The organism is Paenibacillus sp. OK060 (assembly GCF_900101205.1).
Classification (GTDB): Bacteria; Bacillota; Bacilli; order Paenibacillales; family Paenibacillaceae; genus Paenibacillus; species Paenibacillus marchantiae.
This window is the reverse complement of sequence record NZ_FNFR01000011.1, coordinates 14,731-38,231: the sequence shown is the minus strand read 5'-3', so window position 1 is coordinate 38,231 and position 23,501 is coordinate 14,731. Positions and strand designations below refer to the sequence as shown.

Sequence of the window (23,501 nt, the reverse complement as noted above, 5' to 3'; positions counted from 1 at the left end):
GCAGTATATTTGATTCAGAGAATTCACTACATTAGCAGAACAACCTTTGAGATTAAGAAAAACTCCCCTTCACTTTTGGAAAGGGAGCCTGAGTTGTTAACATAACTGAAAGATAAAATTGTTGGTTCTCGGAGTGACCGTTCCGGTTACGGATCGTTCTTTCGATCGCTCTTGTCTCCAAATTTATTTGATTCAACCTTTATAAGGTTTAAATTCGGAGACAAAGGCGAGCGCTACCGCTTCTTCAGAATCGATTCCGTCCCCTTCACTACTTCTGGCGCTTAACAAAACAAACTACTCATCAAAGCATCAAACTCTTTACAATTATTGAGGTGGAGTTTCTCCAGTAGGAGTTTGACTACCATTATCCGGATTGGACGTAGGAACTGCCGGAATAGTAAATGTAGCTATATCTGACCTTGTGGTTGTATATTTCGCAGAGTCACTAGACACGGAAACCACTCTGATTTTATATTTTCCTGGTTTGAAAACAGCTCCATCCGAATCCATTGAATTACTGGTAATGTTAACGTTCGCTGTTGATGGATTGCCAGCCCCACTATTCACAGTGGCTACTCGACTACCAAGGCCGTTATCGAATGTGGTGCTATCATTTTGGACAATGTAAACATCATAGCCTGCAATTCCAGTTTCATTGCTAGGCTTGGTGAAACTTACACTAATCGAAGTATCGGTTGCCGTTGCCTTCACATCTGCAACCTTCTCTACAAATGTTGGTGACTGTTTTTTAGCATTAATTATGAAAGTAGCTTTAGCTATGCTTGAATCACGTTTGCTGTCGGAGGACTCTGATAAAATATATGCAGTATACGATTTACCTGCTTCAATATTTTTACCGTTAATGTCAAGCAGAGCATTTGAAAGTAAAACCGGACTTCCATTTAACTCTACAGATCTACTATCATTAGCTAATGCAATATTCTTTGCCATACTTAGATTAAATGTGCTTCCAGTCGGGGCAATCATTACAACATAACGACTGATCCCTACCTTTGAAGCTGGTTCCGTATATTTCAAAGTTACATCCGTTGCATCGCCAGCAGCCTGCTCTTCATTTTTAACTTCTACATCAGTGATTTTAACTGCTCCAACAGCACTTGTTACAGACAATTTAATATCAGCATAAGCTGTGGACAGCACATTGGAAGAATTGCTGTTATTGCTTACTGCGAGCACAAATATACGATAGTTTTCATCATTTCGAATATCTGTACCATCTGTTGCTTTTACATCCTTTAAAGTCAAAGTATAATTTCCGCTTCCGCTAGCTTTATTCACAACTTTATAGTTTGGATTCCGATTTGCTTCTGCCAAATCGAACCCACCCAAATTCGCCGTTTTGACTGCGAAAACACGGTAATGATAAACATTAGTCTCATTAGACGATCTATTAAATGTCACCTGCAAATCACTACCGTCTCCATTATCTCCGATGTCCGCTGCATTCACGTAGGTCGGAGCGGCCACAGTCGAGTTCTGTACTAGCGTAATTTGTGAAGAATAAGATGACAATGCATTCTGGCTGGAATTGCCGCTATTGCTTACCGACAGGACGAACACACGATAAGAAACACCATTAGAGATTCGAGATCCATTAGTATCTACCGCGCTGCTCGGAAGAGTAAATGACTGATTTCCACCAGTCTTATTCACCTGATAATAATTGTTCGATGCATTAGCCGCGCTCAGTGTGAAGCTACTTGCATAAGCAGAACGTACCACATATACCCGATACGCTGAAACGTTAGTTTCATCCGAAGCTCTATTAAACGAAACCTTCAGGTCACGTCCATCGTTGTAGTCACTCACATCAGCCACACCGATGTTGCTTGCAACTCCAGCATTACTATTCGTTGTCAGTCTCAGCAGCGTTGACGAGGAAGACAGCGCATTGGTATATCCATTCTGCTGGTTGCCTACAGCCATAACATAGATCCGGTAGTCTTGCAGATTTGTTACGTTATAACCACTTGTGTCCTTCATGGAGGATGGCAGTGTTGTTGTAATGTTGTTGCCTGTTTTGTTCACGTTATAGTACAAGCTGGAAGACAGATTGCTCGCCGTAGTCAGATTAAAGCTGCTGGATACCGAGTTCCGCACTACAAAAATTCGATAATTAGCAACTTTTGATTCATCGGATGAACGGTTGAAGCTCACCTGAATGTCACGACCGTCTCCATAATCCGAATTATCTCTCACAGATGTGATAACTGGTGCCGTTGCTGTGTTTACGCCCAGCGTAAGTGAAGATGATACTGTGGACAGTTTATTGTCTGCTGTTGCCGCATTGGAGCTCACAGATACAATGTAGACGACATAGGATGTGCCGTTTTTGATCAATTCCCCCGATGTATCACGTGTCGAGGAACTTAACTGGGTTTTGACCGCTGTGCTGTTACCTTTGTAAATAATGGTTGAATTCGAACTGGACACATTATTTGCTGTAGTTAGATTGAATGAAGAAGCGTCTTTCGCCTTAACTACAAAAGCACGGTAATACGTAATATTGGATGTGGTACTCGGCTGTGTGAAGTTAATTTCCAAGTCACGTCCATCGCCATAGTCACTGATATCTGCGATCCGCAGACCTGTGACAGGTTGAACCGTCGTTTTCACATTGTTTAATTTCAAAGACTGGGAAGACCACGCCAGCAGATTTTTGTAGCTGTTGTTGCTATTTCCCACCGTGAGTACATATAAACGATATGTTTCATTAGAATTCAACAGATCCCCGTTAACGTCACGGGTCTGTGCATTAAGTGTCAGTCTAGGGTTACTACCATTTGGAGTAACGGATGTATAGTTCGAAGCAGGCACAGCCGATGCCGCAGACTCAGTAAAGCTGTTCACATCACGTGTTTTTACCAGCATAATCCGATATGCCGACACAGCCTTCTCGGACGTCGGACGTGTGAAGCTTACGGTCAGGTCACGACCATCCCCATTGCTTCCTGACACAGCACCGTAAATATTCCATGCTGCATATTGCGTCTCATCCACAGGAGGAGTGGACGTTGTTTTGATATCTACCCGCTGATTACGGGAATTCCAGAATACTTTCTCTCCAAAAGCTTCACTGACAAAACGAATCGGAACCATTGTATTTCCTTTGATGGTGTTCGCTGGCACATCCAGTGCGATCGCTTCGCCGTTGATGTAAGCCGTTTTGGAACCCAGCGTCAGCGAGACTTCTTGGTCACCCCGGCTAGCCTTAATGGTTTTAGTTCTGTTGGTGTACTCTACTGTTGCATCCAATCCTTCAAAGATGGACCGCAAAGGAACCAATACACGTCCACCTTTCATGACAGGTGCCTGTGCGGACGAGAGCTCCGCATCGTTAATATAAATACTGATTCTTGCAGCTGCATCCATAACTGACGTTGGTAGTGCAGACATTAACATGGCCGATACGGCCAGTGCTGACATCACCTTTTTCACTTGACGTCCTCCCGCTTTCTTCATATCCAATATCCCCATTCTCTTCATTATTTAAGTTAAAATGTGATCGTTGGTGAATTTCATTTTATTCCTGTAATTTCCTGTGCACATCTAAGACGTATGAACATCAGTAAAAGTTTCCAATCCCACAAAAAATATTTTCGCAGAAATGTCCTTACACCATCTACCCTCCAAAGGTTAAAAATAACAGAATAATTTGTCATTATTCCGCAACAACATCCTTCCCAAATTCGTTTAATGTATAGTGAATAACAACCTATTATTTTTAAAATTACGGGAGGTTCACACAGATGACATCATCGTATTTATATGGACAACGCAAAGGGATGCGATTCTTCCTCACATTCCTTACCATTGCTGCAATTTTCACAGGAACCGCAGCTACATCCGGAGTTGCTACTGCCGCTCCTTCAAGCCCGGATACCAAAGTAACCACCAGCAGTTCAACCGCCATATATAAAACATTTCAGTCCATGCTCAAAAAAAAGAACGGCTTACCCGCCGCTGACACCTTTCTGGAATCCAATATCAAAAAAGTAACAAAGCATCACGCCACCCTAATGGTGCTTCAATTGGAGAATGCACGCCTGAAGAATCTAACCTCCATGACGGACCGCTTGCTCGTTCCTAACGTTCAGGACAAGATGCTCAAGGCATACCAAACGAACGACAGCTTCACCAAACTCATGGAGCGTACCCAGGACTCCGATCTGCGTGCACTATTAAAAGAAGCCCGAGACAGCGGCTATCGCCTCGTCATGCTAGAAGGCTCTCTCTATCCCATCATGAATTATGCGGCACTCGTGAAATATACCTCTGATATTACAGAGGATATTTCAAGCTACATCATCATCATGATGAAGGAAACGAAAAACTTACCAGCGGATGACGGTGCTCTGGTCATTGGCTATCAGGAAATTCTCCTTCGAGCACTCAGCCAGGAAAGATTCCTGGAGCTTTATCCGAAATCGAATCGGGCCAAGCAGGTGCAGGATTTGTTGAACAGTTATACCCTGTATACCTTTTATGGGCTGAACAATACACCGCTCTTTGATTATGAAACGAACAAAATGGTAGCGAACGCCCAGAGAGGGTACAACGGCGTCTTGCAGCGTCTTGCATCCGTCGATAGTGAATTCCTCACCAAGCTGGATGCCTTTATGGATGTGGTTAAGGAAGCAAAGTATGAGAAAACAGCTGCGGTGGAGAAATGGCTAGAACAGAATGTTCCGACCGGGGCGGATGCCGGCAATTAAATAATTCATGATATTAATCACCTAAAGCACAAGAAAACCGACATAGGATTCGCTCCCATGTCGGTTTTCTTTGGATTCTATCGATGAATTGAATCTCCTATACCAGGCTAACTCAGATTCAAGAACTACAGAATTGGCTTGACCATATGGTTATACTCATGTCCACCAATGACAATTACTTCATCCTTGATATAGCCCTGGCGTTCGTACAACATTAAGGCACGACCATTGTCACGTTCAACAATGAGGGACACCTGGGAGTGTCCAAGTTCCCTCCCCTGCTGCTCAAAAGCAGCCATCAATGCCTTGCCGATACCCTGTCCCTGATACGCTTCGCTTACGGATAGAGTATCTAGATAATACTCCCCGGGACGGGTTTCTTTGACCAACGTATATTTCTCATCTGTACTCCGACCAGGCCGATCCAGTATTGGCTGATCCAGAAGATCTGCTTCACCGCCATCATACGCTACCAGTATTCCAGCGACCTGTTCGTTCTGCTCCATTACCGTTATATTGCGATAACTGATCCGATTGTCTTCCTGTACGTAAAATTGCTGCAATATCTGCATCGCTTTCTCATGCTCACCTTCACCCGCCAGAGCATAGGCAATATCACCAATCGCCTGATAAAGCAGAGGAATGACTTGTGCCGCTTCTTCTTTGCGAGCAGGTCTCAACAGAGGCTGTGCCTCACTACGGTCCGACTTCACATTGGATTGATTCATCAGATTAACATGTTGAACAGATTGAGATTTTTGTTCAGCTCGGTATACGCGAGGCCTTTACGATTCATACGTTCAATCAGCGGCTGGTAATCTTCCTTGTACATCAACTCGATGCCCACCAAGGCAGGTCCATTTTCCTTATCATGCTTCTTCGTATATTCAAAACGGGCAATGTCGTCATTGGGTCCCAATACTTCCACAAGGAATTCACGCAAAGCTCCCGCACGTTGTGGGAAATTGACCATGAAATAATATTTCAAACCTTCGTAGATCAACGAACGTTCTTTGATTTCCTGCATCCGATCGATATCATTGTTGCCGCCGCTGATCACACAGACAACCGTCTTACCCGCAATTTGTTCGCAATACTGCTCCAGTGCAGCAACCGCTAGAGAACCGGCAGGCTCCACAACGATAGCATTTTCATTATATAGCTCCAAAATGGTGGTGCAGGCTTTGCCCTCAGGCACCTTCACAATGTCATCCAACGTTTCACTACAGATGTCGAAGGTCAGGTCACCAACACGTTTCACCGCAGCACCATCCACGAATTTATCAATATCATCCAACGTGACAACCTGCTTACGGAACATGGCTTCACTCATGGAAGCCGCGCCAAGTGGTTCTACGCCAATGATACGTGTTTCCGGGCTAACCGTCTTCATGTAGGTTCCAACACCGGCAGCCAGGCCGCCACCACCGATTGTGACGAAAACATAATCCGCTTTTTCATCCAGACTCTCCATGATTTCCATCGCCACCGTACCATTACCTGCAATGATCTTCGGCTGGTCGAACGGATGGATAAACGTCATGCCCTGTTCATTACAGGCACGCATAGCTTCTTCATAAGCATCATCATACGTATCACCTGTCAGCACAACTTCGACATTATCTCCACCAAATCGACGTACCTGTTTCACCTTCTGATTAGGAGTTGTGCTAGGCATGAAGATTTTGCCATGGATGCTAAGCGCGTTACAGGAAAAAGCAACGCCCTGCGCATGGTTACCTGCGCTCGCGCAGACAATGCCTTTCTCCAGTTGAGCCGGAGTCAGACTACGAATCATGTTGTAAGCTCCACGAATTTTAAACGAACGTACCACCTGCAGATCTTCCCGTTTAAGATACACATTACAGTTATATTTGGCCGACAATACAGCATCCCGCTGTAAAGGCGTTCTTACAATGACTTCACGCAGCACATGATGTGCGCGCACGATATCTTCCATGCCAACACCGGTACGGCCGGGATTGGCAGTTCCCGTTGGTTCTTGTTCCACTGGTTTCATCTCTTATCCACACTCCGCTTATCTTGGTTGGCAATGCAAGCATTGCTTTTTCTTTTTATTGTATCACTTTTGTTCTGTTCTTGCGCCTGAGCTCGCATCATTTACCATTCGCAATATTTCATCAACAATGACTTGGGGATCTGTAAACATGACCATATGGCTGGATTGATCGGCTCCAATCCATTTTGCATTCGTTAAAGTACTCACAGTCCGGCGGTGTGCCTCGATAATAGCGGGTCTTATTTTACGTTCTCCCATGCCCGTTTTCGTACCTGAGATGATGCTAACTTCCAAATCACCAAGATCGAGAGGAGTAACCAGCAAGGAAGCCAAGTCATTCAGAAAAGGTTTCGACTCTGCAACCATAGTCTTAGCCGCCTGTACAGTGAAATCCTCTGAACGGTGATCCCTGACAATATCGTCAGGCTGAACACTTCCAGGTCTGCTGCCTAATAATCTGTACAATCCTGTACGTGCCATGAGTGGAATTAGGAGACTGTTCAAGGCAAAATTGAATTTGGCTGCTTTGGAGAAGTACAATTGGCAATGCTCGTCTGAAGGATCAACCAGGATGATCCCCCTTAATCGTGACAGGTTCGAGGCCGCAGCCGCTCGTACAATGGGGCCTCCCCAGCTGTGCCCTACTAATATGAACGGACCAGGTCCCAATGCAGTCAGCAGATCGTCCAGGTCTTCTGCTATTCTACGAAGTTTGCGCGGAGACGAATCAATTTCACTTCGTCCTGCCCCCGACCTGTCGTACACAACAGCATGTGCATATTCAGCAACTGCAGGTGCTACCAGCCCCCAAGTCGATCGTGAGAAGCCCATACCGGACTCAAATACAACGGTCAGATCGCCTGTTCCTCTGGACATATAATGTAGTTTGCGACCATCCCGTGTCTGAATAAATGCACTTGAACCAAAAGAATGTGAACTATGGTTAGGCTTCATCTTCCCCTCCTGATTACACGCATAGTCATAACAAACCGAATCTAATTGAAAATCATTATCAATTACTTGATTATAGATTATTCCATACTTTAGGACAAGGCATAGTGTCGCTCTGATTCATTAAAAAGTGGATCGTTGGAAATTGGCACGAGTAGCATGCTGCTCGGTTCGTTAAACCTTAAAAACGGCAAAAAAGGGATGTCCCCGTCATTTTCATGACCTATGGGACATCCCTTTTAAAATGCCAGTCAAATTTTTTAAGCCTGAGTCTTAAACCAAGCCGCAGCAGCCTCCGCCTCGGTACGGGTCAACTGATGCCCCTGACCCTCCCAGTGCATGTGCACAGCTGCACCTGCACCGCTAAGTAGTGAGGCCAATTCATCCGTTTCACGTTTCGGCACAATTGGATCATTCTCTCCTGCGCCGATGAATACAGGCAGCCCCTTCAGGTCTGGCAATTCCAAACCACGAAGCGGTACCATCGGATGGTGCAGAATCGCTCCTTTGAATACGTCAGCCTGATGGAAGATCAGACTTGCTGCAATGTTTGCTCCGTTGGAATAGCCCAGTGCGAAGACATTGGCACGATCAAAGCCATACTCCACAGCAGCTGCATCCACAAATGAACCCAATTCCGCTGTCCGTGCAATGAGATCTTCTTCGTCAAACACCCCTTCCGCCAAACGGCGGAAGAAACGGGGCATTCCATTTTCAGATACGTTACCACGCACCCCCAGAATACCAGCTCCTGGGGCAATCATCTCGGCCAGACCTACCAGATCGTTCTCCGTTCCACCTGTCCCGTGCAGCAACAAAAGGGTGGGTGCATTTGGCTGAGAACCTGCTTTATAAATATGTTTCATTGTATTAGTAGTACTCATGATTTGGACTCTCCTTTCCATTCACGTACTTGAATAGGTGGCAGCAACTGTTCAATCTGCTCACGCTGTGGTTCGTACCATTCAGGCAGCATCAGCTTTTGGCCCATGCTCTCCTGTGGTTCATCCCGTGCAAATCCTGGAGGATCAGTAGCCAGTTCAAACAGTATACCTCCCGGTTCCCGGAAATACACAGCGTTGAAGTACTGACGGTCAATGACAGGAGTTGGATGATATCCCGCATTTTGAAGCTCCTGCTGCATTTGTTCGTGCTCGACATAATCTTTTGCACGCCATGCGATATGGTGAACCGTCCCTGCTCCGCCAATTCCCCGCTGGATTCCAGTCGATTGAATGTCGATCAGTTGACCGATATCACCGCTCGCCTGCAGACGAATGATTCCACCCTCTTCCCCTACCTGTTCCAGACCGAGCATCGTTGTCAGCACTTCCGTTGTTTTGTCAGGTACATGGCTGAATAATACAGCTCCACCAAAACCTTTGATAGCATGTTCCGACGGTACACCGTTGAATGCCCACTGGCTTGGCTGGCCTCCTTTTCGCTCGACCAATTCGAGCAACAGACCGCCTTTATCGAAGAAGCGAATGTACTGCTCGCCAAATCTTGTTTTATTTTCAAAAGGAATATCGAAGGAGGTCAGACGTTCTTTCCAGAATGGCAGACTGCCCATCGGAATCGCATATACAGTTACGCCAGTCTGTCCTGCACCGATGACACCTCTTCTGGCATTTTGTTGAGGGAAGAAGGTGATAATAGTACCCGGTGCCCCATCCTCATTGCCATAATACAGATGGTACACATCCGGTGCATCAAAGTTAATCGTTTTTTTCACTAGTCTCAGTGCCAATACACCTGCATAAAAATCAACATTCTTCTGTGCATCATCTACAAAAGCCGTAACGTGATGGATTCCTGAAGTTCTGAACATAATCTCCACTCCCTTAGTTTTATTTGGTTCATTGTTATATTTAGCAGTTTGTTATGCATTGCTTTTTGTTATTTATCTTTAAATTAAGATTCTTTAAATTTATATTAATCCATTGGCCCTAAATAAGCAAGCTTTTGTTTTAAAGTTAAGATATATGCTTTTTTAACCTGCTGAATTACGCCTGAGTATACTGAGATGGACAAAAAACAGGCCCCGATCACTCGGAAACCTGTTTTCCTTAAATCTTATTCAATTGCTTGCCACCACAAAACATCAATCCTTGAAACTTCGTATTACGCTTTAGTTAATTTTAATCGCTTAGACGGTTGAACCAGATCTTTGCCATCATACTCATCCTTGATATCCCCAACAATTTCTTCAAGAATATCCTCCATCGTAACCAGACCAACTGTTTCCCCTTCTGCATTATGCACTGATGCGATATGGGAACGACTTTGCTGCATCTGGACCAAGACATCCTTAATCGGCGATAACTCCGAAAATTTCAACATGTCGTGTACAAACGTATCCATGTTGAAAGCCCGGCCTGCGGCAACACTCGTAAGCATTTCCTTTGTATGAATAAATCCAACGAAGTGATCCTGATTTCCTTTTTCGATCACCGGGAAACGTGTATATTCATGCTGCTTTAGAACCTCAATCATACGTTCCAGCGGCATTTCTTTGTCCAGCGTGACGATTTTTTCTTTGCGGATCATAATCTCCTGAAGCAAACGTTCATCAAAAGCAAAAATGTTTTTGAGGTAGTCCAGCTCTGTTTGATTAATTTCTCCACTCTCATAACTCTGCGCCATAATCAGCTTCAGTTCCTCTTCGGAGTGAACTGTATCGTGACCGGCTGGTTTTATACCGAAGATGCCAAGCAATAGACGGGCAGCCCCATTCAGCGCGTAGATGAACGGATTCATGATCTTACCAAACCAATACAGCGGTGGTGCAAGCAATAGTGTCATCTTCTCTGCAAACTGGATCGCCAGTGTTTTCGGTGCCAATTCACCGATAACCACATGCAGGAACGTGATGATTGCCAAGGCAATCCCGTACGAAAGTACCGTAGACAACGCCGCTGGGACTTCCAATCGCTCAAACAGCGGATGCAGCATTTTCTCAACAGTGGGTTCACCCAACGCACCCAATACCAGTGCTGTGATCGTGATACCCAATTGACACGCAGATAGATAATAATCCAGATTGTGAGCCACTTTTTTGGCCAACACCGCTTTTTTGTTCCCTTCCAAGATCAGCTGATCTATTCGGGACATCCGTACTTTCAGAATTGCAAATTCCGCTCCAACGAAAAAGGCGGTCAATCCTATAAATACGGCTACTAAAAATAAGTTTAAGGCTATTATTCCGTCCAATGATTTCCCTCAATCTGAGGGATTCACCTCCAAGTAAAATTTATATTAAGGTTGCACGAGTGACGTTCCGGTGACGGCTCGTTCTTCCGATCGCCATTGCCTCCAAATTTCCCTAATTGTTGTTTTCAAAGGTTTAAAATTGGTTTGCAAACGCGAACGCTACGCTTCTTCAGAATCGATTCCGTCCCCTACACTGCTACGTTGCCAAAACATTTAAATTCTGAGGGCAGTAGCCAAATGGGCAGTCATACCCTAGATTACAGTCATGATCGAACCAACATCACGCCAGGTCACTGGCAGATTCATCGACCTGAGTACCGTATACACGTTCAAGCAGAACCTGCTTAATGTGAAAATTTTCTGCGTCTACAACGGTCCAGACGTAATCACCGTGTTCTACCGTATCACCTTGTTCCACACCGACACCCTTCTGGAATTGAATCCATCCGGCCACAGTATCCATTTCTTCGTTGCCTTCAAAAACAATCCCAAACTGCCGCTCCAACTCATCCAGCAGCACCCGGCCGTTAATGAGATATTGGTTCTCTCCGGTTACCTGAATGTCAGCAACTTCATCAGCATCGAACTCATCACGAATCTCGCCGACAAGCTCCTCCAGAATATCCTCCATTGTAATGATACCCGAAGTACCTCCGTATTCATCCACGACCACAGCCATGTGCACTCGTTCCTGCTGCATCTTGATCATCGCATCCTGGATACTTGTAACTTCAGAAACGAAGGGAATCTCCCGAACAAAATCGATAAGTTGGTGCTCCCTAAGGGCAACCATGTCAGGCAAAATCTTTTTCACATTCACAACACCGACAATTCGGTCCTTGTCCCCATCCTCGATGACGGGATAACGTGAATAATTATGCTCATCCAATATCGGAATGATATCGTCATAAGTCATATTCTGATTAAGTGTCACAAGCTCTGTCCTCGGAACCATGATATCTTTGGCATCACGCTCATCGAACACGAATACGTTTTCCAGATATGAAAGCTTGGTCTTGTTGTTCTCGTCTCCTTCATAACTCTGGTTCATGATGATTTTGATCTCATCCTCCGAGTAGGCCTGTTCATGTCCGGCAGGCTTCACGCCAAATGCCCTAAGAAGCACGCGGGATGCACCATTCAGCGCCCAAATGAAAGGATACATAATTTTTCCGAACCAATATAGCGGTGGCGAGAGCAACAGCGTCAATTTTTCCGAAAATTGAATCGCCATCGTTTTGGGAGCCATCTCCCCAACCACAACGTGCAGGAACGTGACAAGGATAAAGGCAATCGCATAGGAAGCAACCGCCGATATGGAAGCTGATACGTCCAGATAATTAAATACCGGGTATAACAACCTTTCAACGGTTGGCTTACCGAGCGCTCCCAATCCAAGGGCAGTTACGGTAATACCGAGCTGACAGGCTGACAGATAATAATCGAGGTCCGAGACTACTTTTTTGGCCAATATGGCTTTTTTATTCCCCTCGGCAACCAGTTGATCCACTCTTGATGTACGAATCTTAACCACAGCGAACTCAGATGCAACGAAAAAGGCGGTCAACGCAATCAAGATAATGAGTAATACAATATTTAATATGGTGATTATGTCCAATGATTTCCCCGATTCTCAGGGATTCACCTCCAGAGATAGTTACAGCGTCATCGGTTAACTTGGTTAACCATTCAACAGCTGATTGACGTTCAATATGGCGTATGCCTTATATGAAATCGATAAATGATAAATTGTGTATAGGTTGTACTTTGACCTTGTAAAATTGCAAAACAGGAATTCAGGATGAAGTCAATCACTTATAGAAACTACTTCACTAAAAACAGGGTTCCCCCTCATGCTGTCATTGTTTCTCGATTTACTCCACCAAAATTCTCCATTTGGACAGTTTACAATATCGCCTTCCCAATAGATATCCACCTCCCCTCTTATTCATTCCTGTTTCAGAAAAGTATAACATGTTCTACGCCAAACCATCCAGTTGCACGTTATGGTTTGGAATATAGATTATAAAATGAGTTCACAAAATAAACTTTTATGTATGTGGTCTTTCTCGCATCTACAGTTCATTTTATGTGATATGGTTCACATAATTAGTATAGACCAGTTTATAGAAATGGTACCCTTTACTTTAGTCGATTAAACCTGCTATAGGCCTCTAAGTACAACCATTCTTCTTTGCCTTATCCGGACAGTAACAAGTCCAGCAATGAAACGATAATTATGTATACGTTGAAAAGGACCCGCAGGATGCAAACACCTTTTTTCGGTGTACATCTTTACGGGCCCTTAGGTTTCACTTTATCAAGTTACAATTCATTAGAATTAGTTATACCAACGCTTTGGCAGCAATATCAGAACGTTGATGTTTACCGTCAAAATGGATACGTTCCGCTTGAGCGTAGGCTTTGTTTCTAGCTTCGGCAATATCAGAACCAAGACCCACAACGCCTAGAATTCGTCCACCATTGGTGACCCATTCTCCAGATTCATTGCGTGCTGTTCCAGCATGGAATACCACTGCTTCGTCGACTTGATCCAGTCCTTCAATGACAACACCTTTTGCATATGGACCAGGATAGCCTCCAGATGCAAGCACCACACATACAGCGGCTTCGTCGCTCCATTCAATCTCGATATCCGCCAATTTCCCATGCACAGTTGCCCAGAAAATGTCGAGCAGATCACTCTTCAGACGCGGCAATACAACCTGTGTCTCGGGATCACCGAAGCGCGCGTTGAACTCAATCGTTTTGGGTTTACCATCTGGTGAAATCATCAGCCCGGCAAACAATACACCTCGGAACGGGCGCCCTTCGGATACCATCGCTTTGGCTGTTGGTTTGATAATCGTCTCTACCGCTTCTTCAATAATGGAGGCTGGAATGTGTGGCAATGGTGAGTACGTACCCATTCCGCCCGTGTTTGGCCCCTGATCATTGTCGAATACCGGTTTGTGATCTTGTGCAGCAGCCATCGGACGAACGGTCTCCCCATCGACAAAAGCCAAAATCGACATTTCCTGACCTGCCAAGAATTCTTCGATGATGACTTTGGCTCCTGCTTCACCAAATACTTTCTCCACCATAATGCTGCGGAGTGCCTGGTCAGCCTCATCACGGGAATAGGCTACGGTAACGCCTTTTCCAGCCGCCAACCCATCGGCCTTGATTACCACAGGGATGGCCTGCTCATTCAGATAAGTCTGCGCTTGCTCGTAATTGTCGAACTTCTCATAGGCTGCAGTCGGAATATTGTATTTGTGCAGCAGGTCTTTCATGAACGTTTTGCTGCCCTCAATCTCTGCTGCATTGCGGCGTGGTCCAAATACCGGAATACCTGTTTTATCAAAAGCGTCCACAATGCCGTCTGCGAGCGGATCGTCTGGCCCAATAACAACCAATCCCACGTTAAGCTCCACGGCGAGTGCCGTCAGTTTATCGAATTCATTTACCGCAATCGGATGACACTCGGCGAGCTGCGCAATGCCCGCATTTCCTGGAGCACAATGAATCTTGCCTGCCTTCGGGCTTTTCGCCAGTGCCCATATGATTGCGTGTTCCCGGCCACCGCCGCCCACTACCAGAATATCCATTAGCGTTGTTCCCCCTCCGTGTATAACTGGTTTTGTAATACTATTACGTGTTGAAATATCCTAAAAAAGAAGGGGTGTACCATAAGTCATAAGCATGACAGGCGACACCCCTTATTAAACCTTTTTCGCTCTAGTGTTTGAAGTGACGAACGCCAGTGAAGACCATGGCAATGCCGTATTCATTCGCTACTTTGATGGACTCTTCGTCCTTGATCGAACCACCTGGTTGAATAACGGCTGTAACTCCAGCTTTGGCTGCAAGTTCCAGTGTATCGCCCATTGGGAAGAACGCATCGGATGCCAGAATGGCTCCCTTGGCTAGTTCTCCAGCTTGTTCAATAGCAATCTTGGCTGCGCCGACACGGTTCATTTGCCCTGCGCCGACACCTACAGTCATGTCGTTTGTTGCAAGCACGATTGCATTGGATTTCACGTGCTTAACCACTTTCCAGCCAAACAACAGCTGTTTCAGTTCTTCTTCGGATGGTGCACGATCTGTAACTACCTTGAGCTCGCTTGCTTCAATAGAATGCACATCACTTTGTTGCACAATCATACCGCCGTCGATGGAGGTAACTACGAACTTACTCTCCCGATTACGGGCAGCGTTCAGTTCACCCGTTTTGAGCAAACGAATATTTTTCTTTTTGGTCAGGATGTCGAGTGCCTCTTGTGTAAAGTCAGGAGCCAGTACGATTTCCAGGAAAATTTCACTCAGTTTAGCCGCTGTATCGCTATCGATAATGCGGTTGGCTGCCACGATTCCACCAAAGATAGAGGTTGGATCAGCCGCATAAGCTTTTCCATAAGCCTCGTAGATGCTTTCGCCAATACCCACGCCGCAAGGATTCATATGTTTAACCGCCACAACTGCCGGTTCTTCAAATTCTTTCACAATCTGCAAAGCTGCGTTCGCATCGTTGATATTATTGTAGGACAACTCTTTGCCATGCAATTGCTCGGCTGTTGTCAACGTATCTTGGGCTGCCAGCGGTTTGCGGTAGAATGCCGCCTGCTGATGTGGATTTTCGCCATAGCGCAAATCCTGGAGTTTTTCGTAAGTAACCGTCAGACGCTCTGGCAGTGGATCACCGTTCAGGTTGGAGAGATAATCGGAAATAACTGCATCGTATGCCGCTGTATGGCGGAACACTTTTGCCGCAAGCCGTTTGCGTGTCTCGAGTGTGGTCTCCCCATTGCTGCGGACCTCTTCAAGCACCTTGCCATAATCTGCTGTGTCTACAACAACACTAACATAAGCATGGTTTTTGGCAGCAGAACGAAGCATGGTTGGACCACCAATATCGATGTTCTCGATTGCGTCCTCATACGTTACGTCCGGTTTGGCGATGGTGTCCTGGAACGGATACAGGTTTACAACAACGAGGTCGATATAGTCCAGTCCATTCTCCTCCATCTGGCGCTTGTGCTCTTCGCTGTCACGAACAGCCAATAAACCACCATGCACTGCTGGATGCAATGTTTTAACACGTCCGTCCATAATCTCCGGGAATCCGGTCACATCCGAAATTCCGATGACAGGTACGCCTTCCTTCGACAACAGACTGCTTGTACCTCCTGTCGAAATAATCTCCACACCCATTTGCGACAGCTCGCGGCAAAAATCCACGATGCCTGTTTTATCCCATACGCTGACCAGCGCTCTTTTGATACTCACAATATGCTCCTCCTTTAATGTCCCATGGCTTCGCGTTTCATGGCGAAACACAACCGATTTATTTCCCGAGAAATATCACAAAATGCGTACCAATTTTCGACTTCTGTTATACAAGTTGAACCAAGATGTTTACACGAGACACTCCGATGACAGAACAACCTTCTAATCGCAGTTATCCCCAGATTTTTGATTCCCTTTTCTTAAAGGGAAAATCCGGTGATAAAGCGTATGCTTCCGATGCAGCTTTCTTTCAGAAAGCTTTTAGGCGAACGCTTCGCTTCTTCAGGTTTTTTCTATCCTCTCCGTTAATGTGTAAAAAAATTTTCAACTTATATCAAACCGGTTTGTTAACAGTGACGTGACGTCCGTCTAACTGAACCAGACCTTGCGCAAACCAGGAAACAACCTCGGGGTATAACTGCTGTTCGGCCGCATGAATAGAACGGCTGATTGACTCAGGCGTATCATCTGGCAAAATAGGAACAGGGTGCTGGGCAATAATCGGCCCTGTATCCATTCCCCCATCCACAAAGTGGACGGTAACCCCGGTGATTTTAACGCCATATTCCAGTGCCTGCCCTATGGCATCTTTGCCTGCAAACGCTGGCAACAATGACGGATGAATGTTAATCAATCTTCCTGCATAGCGATCCACGACTACCGAAGTCAACAATCTCATGTATCCGGCAAGAACAACCAGGTCAATGTTTCTGGATTCAAGAACTTCCACGATCTCAGCCTCGTAGGCTTCGCGGGAATCATAATTTTTAGGAGTAAACAGATGGCATTCCACGCCTGCCTCCTGCGCCCGCTGCACCACACGTGCAGCCGGTTTGTCACATACCAGCAGATCTATGGATGCCCCCAGCCCTCCATTCCGTGCTGCATCAACCAATGCTTGAAAGTTCGACCCTTCACCAGAGGCAAATACAGCAATACGGTAGTTCGCCATTAAACATCCGCTCCCGTGAAGGTTACTCGCGCATCTCCTTCGGTCACACGTCCAATGATGTACGCTTCTTCACCCGATGCTTTCAGTTGTTCCAATGCTTCAACTGCGTCAGCTTCATTCACGACCAGCACAAGTCCGATCCCCATATTAAACGTGGTGAACATGTCGCGGTTCGAAACGGAGCCCTTTTCTTGCAACAGATTGAAGATTGGCAGAATCGGCCAAGAACCATAATCAATATCTACATTCACGCTGCTTGGCAGCATACGCGGGATGTTCTCGATGAAGCCACCACCAGTAATGTGGGCCATGCCTTTTACTTTTACCTTTTCAAGCAGGGACAGGAGTGGTTTTACATAGATTTTCGTTGGTTCCAGCAGTGCATCACCCAGCTTGCCGCCCAATTCAGCGACTTCATCCTGCAAGCCCAATCCGGCTTGTTCTAACAAAAGTTTGCGTACCAAGGAGAATCCGTTACTATGCACTCCGCTGGATGCAAGTCCGATCACTGTGTCGCCAGGAGAGATCGTTGTACCGTTAATGATTTTCACTTTGTCCACGATACCTACGGTAAATCCGGCAATATCGTATTCACCCTCACTGTACATGCCCGGCATTTCAGCCGTTTCCCCACCGATTAATGCACAACCGGATTGATGACAGCCTTCTGCGATTCCCGCAACAATGGCTTCGATTTTCTCCGGTATGACTTTGTCACAAGCCAGATAGTCGAGGAAGAACAGCGGCTCTGCACCCTGTACCACTATGTCGTTCACACACATGGCTACCGCGTCGATTCCGATGGTATCATGACGGTCCATGGCAAATGCGATTTTCAGCTTAGTTCCTACACCGTCTGTACCGGATACAAGCACCGGCTCATCATATTTATCTTTGTTCAAACCGAACAGGGCGCCAAAGCCTCCCAGATCTGTCATCACTTCCGGACGGAAGGTACGCTTCACGTGTTTTTTCATCCGTTCAACCGCTTCGTTGCCTGCCGCGATATCGACGCCGGCGTTTTTGTATGCTTCGGACAAGTGGAATCAGCTCCTTATTTTTCGCCCCTCCTAAATCCTCCCGCCCGGGAGGACCCCATAGGACCTTGGCAGGCCCTCTGGACACCCGCCAAACAAGCGGTGCAGGGGTGGCTGGTATGATCTTGCTATGGTTGGTTCGTTCGTGTGCTCGCGTGGTTGTTCGCCGATTCCGCTGGCCGAAGGCCATCGGTCGGCGAACCCCGCTCGGCTGCGCTGCGGGGCAAGCCCGCGGGGGCAGCTGCTTCGCTTGGCTGCCCTGGCCCCTATTGCTCCGCAAGGCGGGGCTAAGGGCCGGGCTGCGCTCGGGGGCAGCTGCTTCGCACTGCTGCCTTGGCCCCTGTTGCTTCGCAAGGCGGGGCTAAGGGCCGGGCTGCGCCCGGGGGCAGCTGCTTCGCATTGCTGCCTTGGCCCCTGTTGCTTCGCAAGGCGGGGCTAAGGGCCGGGCTGCGCTCGGGGGCAGCTGCTTCGCTTGGCTGCCCTGGCCCCTATTGCTCCGCAAGGCGGGGCTAAGGGCTCGGGCTATGCCCGGGGGTAGCTGCTTCGCATTGCTGCCTTGGCCCCTGTTGCTTCGCAAGGCGGGGCTAAGGGCCGGGCTGCGCTCGGGGGCAGCTGCTTCGCTTGGCTGCCCTGGCCCCTATTGCTCCGCAAGGCGGGGCTAAGGGCTCGGGCTATGCCCGGGGGTAGCTGCTTCGCCTGGCTGCCCGGCCCCTGTTGCTCCGCAAGGCGGGGCTAAGGGCCGGGCTGCGCTCGGGGGCAGCTGCTTCGCTTGGCTGCCCTGGCCCCTATTGCTCCGCAAGGCGGGGCTAAGGGCTCGGGCTATGCCCGGGGGTAGCTGCTTCGCACTGCTGCCTTGGCCCCTGTTGCTCCGCAAGGCGGGGCTTAAGGGCGCGGGCTACGAGTTACGTTTGTCTCGCAGGATAACAGCTAGCAGCTGCAGCCAAATTTCTCTTCGCCGCCGAAGTCGAGGCGGGTTGGGTAATCGTTATCAAAACATGCAAGGCAAAGCCCGCCTTTATAGTCATCCTGATTATCTCCCTGAATCGACGTAATCAGCCCATCCGGGCTGAGGAACGACAGGGAGTCCGCGTTAATTTCACGGCAAATTTCTTCCACCGACAGCTGGGAGGCAATCAATTCGCGACTGTCAGGCGTATCAATGCCGTAGAAGCACGGGTTTTTGAACGGTGGTGATGTAATGCGTACATGCACCTCTGTTGCTCCGGCATCACGCAGCATGTTCACGATCCGGCGGGAAGTGGTTCCCCGTACGATGGAGTCGTCAATCATGACCACGCGTTTGCCTTCTACCACACGGCGCACAGCGCTCAGTTTCATCTTCACGCCTTGTTCCCGCAGTTCCTGGCTTGGCTGGATAAACGTACGTCCGGTGTATTTGTTTTTGATCATACCCATCTCATACGGAATACCCGTCTGCTCGGCGTAGCCGATTGCTGCAGAAATACTGGAGTCTGGTACACCTGTTACCAGATCTGCATCGACAAACGACTCAATCGCCATCCGACTGCCCATCCGTTTACGCGCAGCGTGCTGGTTTGCACCATTCATGTCACTGTCCGGACGGGCAAAGTAAATATACTCCATCGCACACAGTGCCTTGCGGTGTTTGTGATGATCGAAGCGGTCTTCATGAAGACCATCCGCATCCAGCACCAACAGTTCGCCCGGTTCAATGTCACGAATCAACTCTGCACCAATCGTCTCCAGCGCACATGTTTCGGATGCAAACAGATACGCATCTCCCAATTTACCCATTGTGAGCGGACGCAGACCATGGGGATCAGAAGCAACCAGCAACTTGTCGTTGGTCATGATCAGAAATGCATAACCACCCACAATCCGTTGGAACGCATCCTTTGCGGCTTCTACCAATCCTTTGGAAGATCTCGCGATTAGATGGGCAATAACTTCGGTATCACTGGTCGTTTGAAAAATGGACCCGCCCTGCTCCAATTCACGCCGAATCGTTGGCGCATTTACGATATTTCCGTTGGTTGCTACAGCCAGATCACCATCGCGGTATTTAAATACCAATGGTTGTGCGTTCGTCAGCTTACTGTCACCACTGGTTGAATAACGAACGTGTCCGATGGAGATATCCCCGGTCAACGTCTGCATCAGGTCTTTGGTGAAAACTTCCTTCACCAGACCCATACCACGGTGGTAGTGAAACTCGTTACCGTCACTTACACACATCCCTGCACTTTCTTCACCCCGGTGTTGAAGGGCATGCAAGCCATAATAGGATAGTGATGCGGCGTCAGGATGTTTGAACACCCCGAATACTCCGCATTCTTCCTTTAATTTGTCGAGTCCTTCCTTGCCGGACCCTTCGTTATAATAATCACCTGTCCACAATGGTCCTGTCGTCAGTTCATGAGACATGGAATCGCATCCTCCCAGACCTGAGCTAAACCTCCTACAGGTTCGTTCACGGCTGATGTTCCGTTCAATTCAATTGTCAGGTTACTTCCTTCTACACGTCCAATAACAGCTACAGGCACACCACGTTCACGTACAAAAGCTTCCAGCTTACCTGCTTGCTCAGGCGAAGCCGACAGCAGAATACGAGATTGACTCTCACTGAACAGGGCGTGATCTGCACGCAATGCCGTCTCAACATTAACCTGTGCACCCACGTTACCGCTGATACAAGACTCTGCGAGTGCAACAGCCAAGCCGCCTTCAGACAAGTCATGCGCAGAGCGAACGAGACCGGATTGAATTGCTTCCAGCACGGTTCCCAGCAATGCTTTTTCCGTTTGCAAGTTCAGTTCTGGTGGACGACCTTCCGTTTGACCATGAACCGCGTATTGCAGCTCGCTACCACCCAGTTCAGCTTTCGTTTCACCGAGGAGGATGATAACATCACCTTCGGATTTGAATGCTTGTGTCGTGATATGATCCGTATCATGAACGAGACCTACCATACCGACAACTGGCGTTGGATAGATGGAGCCTTTGGCGTTTTCGTTATACAGACTTACGTTACCACCGATGACCGGCGTATCCAGCACACGACAAGCTTCCGCCATACCGTCTACCGCTTTTTCCATTTGCCAGAAAATATCCGGCTTCTCCGGGTTACCGAAGTTCAGGTTGTCCGTGATTGCCAATGGCTCTGCACCGGAACATACAATGTTACGCGCTGCTTCACTTACGGCAATCCGTCCACCTACTTCAGGATCCAGATAAACATAACGTCCATTACAGTCCGTTGTCATCGCGAGACCTTTGCGTGTACCACGAATCGTAACTACGGCTGCATCCGAACCAGGACGAACGGCAGTGCTTGTACGCACCATGTAGTCATATTGATCATAAACCCACTTCTTGCTCGCCACGGTTGGGGATGCCAACACTTGTTTCAATGCACCGCCGAGATCCGACACTTCATCATAACGAAGGGTGTCGATAGAGGCACTTTGCTCGTAGTAAGCAGGTACAGAAGAAGGTTTGTCATACACCGGACACTCGTCAACCAGTGCTGTTACCGGCATGTCTCCAACCACTTCGCCATGGTGAATCAATTTCAGACGTCCATCATCCGTTACTTTTCCGACTTTTGCACAGATAACGCCCCAACGTTCAAAGATCTCCATCGCTTGCGCCTCATCCTTAGGCTCAACGACAAACAGCATCCGTTCCTGGGACTCGGACAGCATCATCTCATAAGGCGTCATGCCTTCTTCACGCTGTGGCACCTGATCCAGATACAGTTCCAGACCATTGCCCGCCTTACTTGCCATTTCCGCACTGGAGCATGTCAGACCTGCTGCGCCCATATCCTGAATACCAAGCACGATACCGGTATCGATTAATTCGAGGCAAGACTCCATTACGAGTTTTTCCATGAACGGGTCACCGACCTGAACCGCTGTCCGTTGGGACTCGGATTCTTCCGTCAGTTCAACTGATGCAAAGGTCGCTCCATGAATACCATCCCGGCCTGTTGGCGGCCCTACATAATACACTGGGTTCCCCACACCTTTAGCTACGCCGCGCTGGATTTTGTCATGATCAATCAGACCCACACACATGGCGTTAACCAGCGGATTTCCTTCGTAGCTCTCATCAAACATCACTTCGCCACCAACGGTAGGAATACCGATACAGTTTCCGTATCCAGCAATACCTGATACGACATGCTCGAACAAATATTTAACGCGGTCACTCTCCAGCTTGCCAAAACGAAGGGAGTTCAGTATAGCTACTGGTCTTGCGCCCATGGAGAAGATATCACGGATAATGCCGCCCACACCTGTTGCCGCACCTTGATAAGGCTCAACCGCGGAAGGATGGTTATGGCTTTCAATTTTGAATACAACGGCCTGGTTATCACCGATATCCACGATACCGGCACCTTCACCCGGACCCATCAGGACACGTGGTCCAGTGGTTGGGAAACGGCGCAGCAATGGCTTGGAGTTTTTATAAGCACAGTGCTCGGACCACATTACACTGAACACACCAATTTCCGTGTAGTTTGGCTTACGCCCCATGAACTCACAGATCAGCTCATACTCGCTGTCAGACACGCCCATTTGTGCGTAAAGTTTATGTTCTGCGACCTGTTCTGCTGTCGGTTCCTTAGCGGATAGCTGCTGCGTCATGCCGATCCCTCCATGCTTTCAAAATAGATGTAAACATACGTTTGCCGTCTTCCGAACCCAGCAGTGAGTCCACCGCGCGCTCTGGATGTGGCATCATACCAACCACGTTTCCACCCTCATTACAGATTCCCGCGATATCACCCAGGGAACCGTTCGGGTTGCTGCCATACGTAAAGACGATCTGGTTGTTTGCCTGCAAACTCGCGAGTGTTTCCTCGTCACAGTAATAGTTTCCTTCACCGTGAGCAATTGGAATAACAATCTCTTCCCCAGGTGCATAGTCACGTGTAAATGGAGTATCTGCATTCGCTACTTTCAACACCGTATCGTGACAACGGAATTTCAGCGACATATTGCGGATCAATGCACCTGGAAGCAATCCCGCCTCAGTGAGGATCTGGAATCCGTTACAAATGCCGAGAATATATTTACCTTGTTCAGCAGCCTTAGCTACCTCATTCATTACGGGTGCAAAACGGGAGATCGCTCCGCAGCGCAGATAGTCACCATAAGAGAAACCACCTGGAACTAGGATACAATCATAAGCCGATAGATCTGTAGCCGTATGCCATACATAATCAACCTCTTGTCCAATTGCATCTTCTACTGCTTTGTAACAGTCGATGTCGCAGTTGGAGCCAGGAAACACAAGAACTGCAAATTTCATGG

Annotated in this window: 16 protein-coding genes; 1 reads left to right on the top strand and 15 read right to left on the bottom strand. The window is 47.5% G+C overall.

Translation table 11 applies throughout. The features are described 5' to 3' along the window. Positions 1 to 324 precede the first annotated feature (324 nt). Positions 325 to 3,483, bottom strand: coding sequence for a copper amine oxidase N-terminal domain-containing protein (locus tag BLS14_RS28665; RefSeq protein ID WP_176854825.1), 3,159 nt, complete (start codon positions 3,481 to 3,483; stop codon positions 325 to 327). Positions 3,484 to 3,770: 287 nt separating this feature from the next. Between BLS14_RS28665 and BLS14_RS28660 the strand changes: the two genes are divergently transcribed. After that, on the top strand, positions 3,771 to 4,736 hold the full coding sequence (locus BLS14_RS28660; RefSeq protein WP_090955176.1) for a hypothetical protein: 966 nt from the start codon (positions 3,771 to 3,773) through the stop codon (positions 4,734 to 4,736). Between the two features lie 125 nt (positions 4,737 to 4,861). On the opposite strand, the gene BLS14_RS28655 is transcribed toward BLS14_RS28660, so the two are convergent. The 14 genes from BLS14_RS28655 to purQ form a co-directional block, all read right to left on the bottom strand. Continuing rightward, a complete protein-coding gene (locus BLS14_RS28655; protein WP_090955174.1) occupies positions 4,862 to 5,464 on the bottom strand; it encodes a GNAT family N-acetyltransferase in 603 nt (200 codons plus the stop codon). After that, positions 5,464 to 6,756: a threonine ammonia-lyase IlvA gene (ilvA, locus tag BLS14_RS28650; RefSeq protein ID WP_090955172.1), complete on the bottom strand. Its 1,293-nt coding sequence runs from the start codon at positions 6,754 to 6,756 to the stop codon at positions 5,464 to 5,466. Before ilvA ends, BLS14_RS28655 begins: the two co-directional genes overlap by 1 nt. Before the next feature lie 63 nt (positions 6,757 to 6,819). Continuing rightward, entirely contained in the window at positions 6,820 to 7,710 is an 891-nt protein-coding gene (locus BLS14_RS28645) for an alpha/beta fold hydrolase (protein ID WP_090955170.1), read from the bottom strand. 257 nt (positions 7,711 to 7,967) lie between these two features. Beyond that, complete coding sequence (locus BLS14_RS28640; protein ID WP_090955301.1) at positions 7,968 to 8,573, bottom strand: alpha/beta hydrolase; 606 nt, start codon at positions 8,571 to 8,573, stop codon at positions 7,968 to 7,970. Between the two features lie 14 nt (positions 8,574 to 8,587). Then, positions 8,588 to 9,538: a ring-cleaving dioxygenase gene (locus BLS14_RS28635; RefSeq protein WP_371121678.1), complete on the bottom strand. Its 951-nt coding sequence runs from the start codon at positions 9,536 to 9,538 to the stop codon at positions 8,588 to 8,590. Between the two features lie 293 nt (positions 9,539 to 9,831). Continuing rightward, positions 9,832 to 10,920: a hemolysin family protein gene (locus tag BLS14_RS28630; RefSeq protein ID WP_063568065.1), complete on the bottom strand. Its 1,089-nt coding sequence runs from the start codon at positions 10,918 to 10,920 to the stop codon at positions 9,832 to 9,834. 280 nt (positions 10,921 to 11,200) lie between these two features. Further along, on the bottom strand, positions 11,201 to 12,538 hold the full coding sequence (locus BLS14_RS28625; protein WP_090955168.1) for a hemolysin family protein: 1,338 nt from the start codon (positions 12,536 to 12,538) through the stop codon (positions 11,201 to 11,203). A gap of 727 nt (positions 12,539 to 13,265) precedes the next feature. Then, the gene (gene purD / locus BLS14_RS28620) at positions 13,266 to 14,531 is read right to left on the bottom strand and encodes a phosphoribosylamine--glycine ligase (protein WP_063568063.1); all 1,266 of its coding nucleotides are present in this window, start codon (positions 14,529 to 14,531) and stop codon (positions 13,266 to 13,268) included. Positions 14,532 to 14,661: 130 nt separating this feature from the next. Then, complete coding sequence (gene purH, locus BLS14_RS28615) at positions 14,662 to 16,209, bottom strand: bifunctional phosphoribosylaminoimidazolecarboxamide formyltransferase/IMP cyclohydrolase (protein WP_090955166.1); 1,548 nt, start codon at positions 16,207 to 16,209, stop codon at positions 14,662 to 14,664. Between the two features lie 334 nt (positions 16,210 to 16,543). Then, entirely contained in the window at positions 16,544 to 17,161 is a 618-nt protein-coding gene (gene purN, locus BLS14_RS28610; protein WP_063568061.1) for a phosphoribosylglycinamide formyltransferase, read from the bottom strand. Continuing rightward, entirely contained in the window at positions 17,161 to 18,201 is a 1,041-nt protein-coding gene (gene purM / locus BLS14_RS28605; protein WP_090955164.1) for a phosphoribosylformylglycinamidine cyclo-ligase, read from the bottom strand. Before purM ends, purN begins: the two co-directional genes overlap by 1 nt. 924 nt (positions 18,202 to 19,125) lie before the next feature. Further along, positions 19,126 to 20,604 carry an amidophosphoribosyltransferase gene (gene purF, locus BLS14_RS28600; RefSeq protein WP_079697175.1) on the bottom strand — a complete coding sequence of 493 codons (1,479 nt, stop codon included), beginning with the start codon at positions 20,602 to 20,604 and terminating at the stop codon, positions 19,126 to 19,128. Then, the gene (purL, locus tag BLS14_RS28595; RefSeq protein ID WP_090955162.1) at positions 20,589 to 22,832 is read right to left on the bottom strand and encodes a phosphoribosylformylglycinamidine synthase subunit PurL; all 2,244 of its coding nucleotides are present in this window, start codon (positions 22,830 to 22,832) and stop codon (positions 20,589 to 20,591) included. The genes purF and purL overlap by 16 nt, the downstream gene beginning before the upstream one ends. Further along, entirely contained in the window at positions 22,810 to 23,499 is a 690-nt protein-coding gene (gene purQ, locus BLS14_RS28590; protein WP_024633543.1) for a phosphoribosylformylglycinamidine synthase subunit PurQ, read from the bottom strand. The genes purL and purQ overlap by 23 nt, the downstream gene beginning before the upstream one ends. Between the last annotated feature and the right edge of the window lie 2 nt (positions 23,500 to 23,501).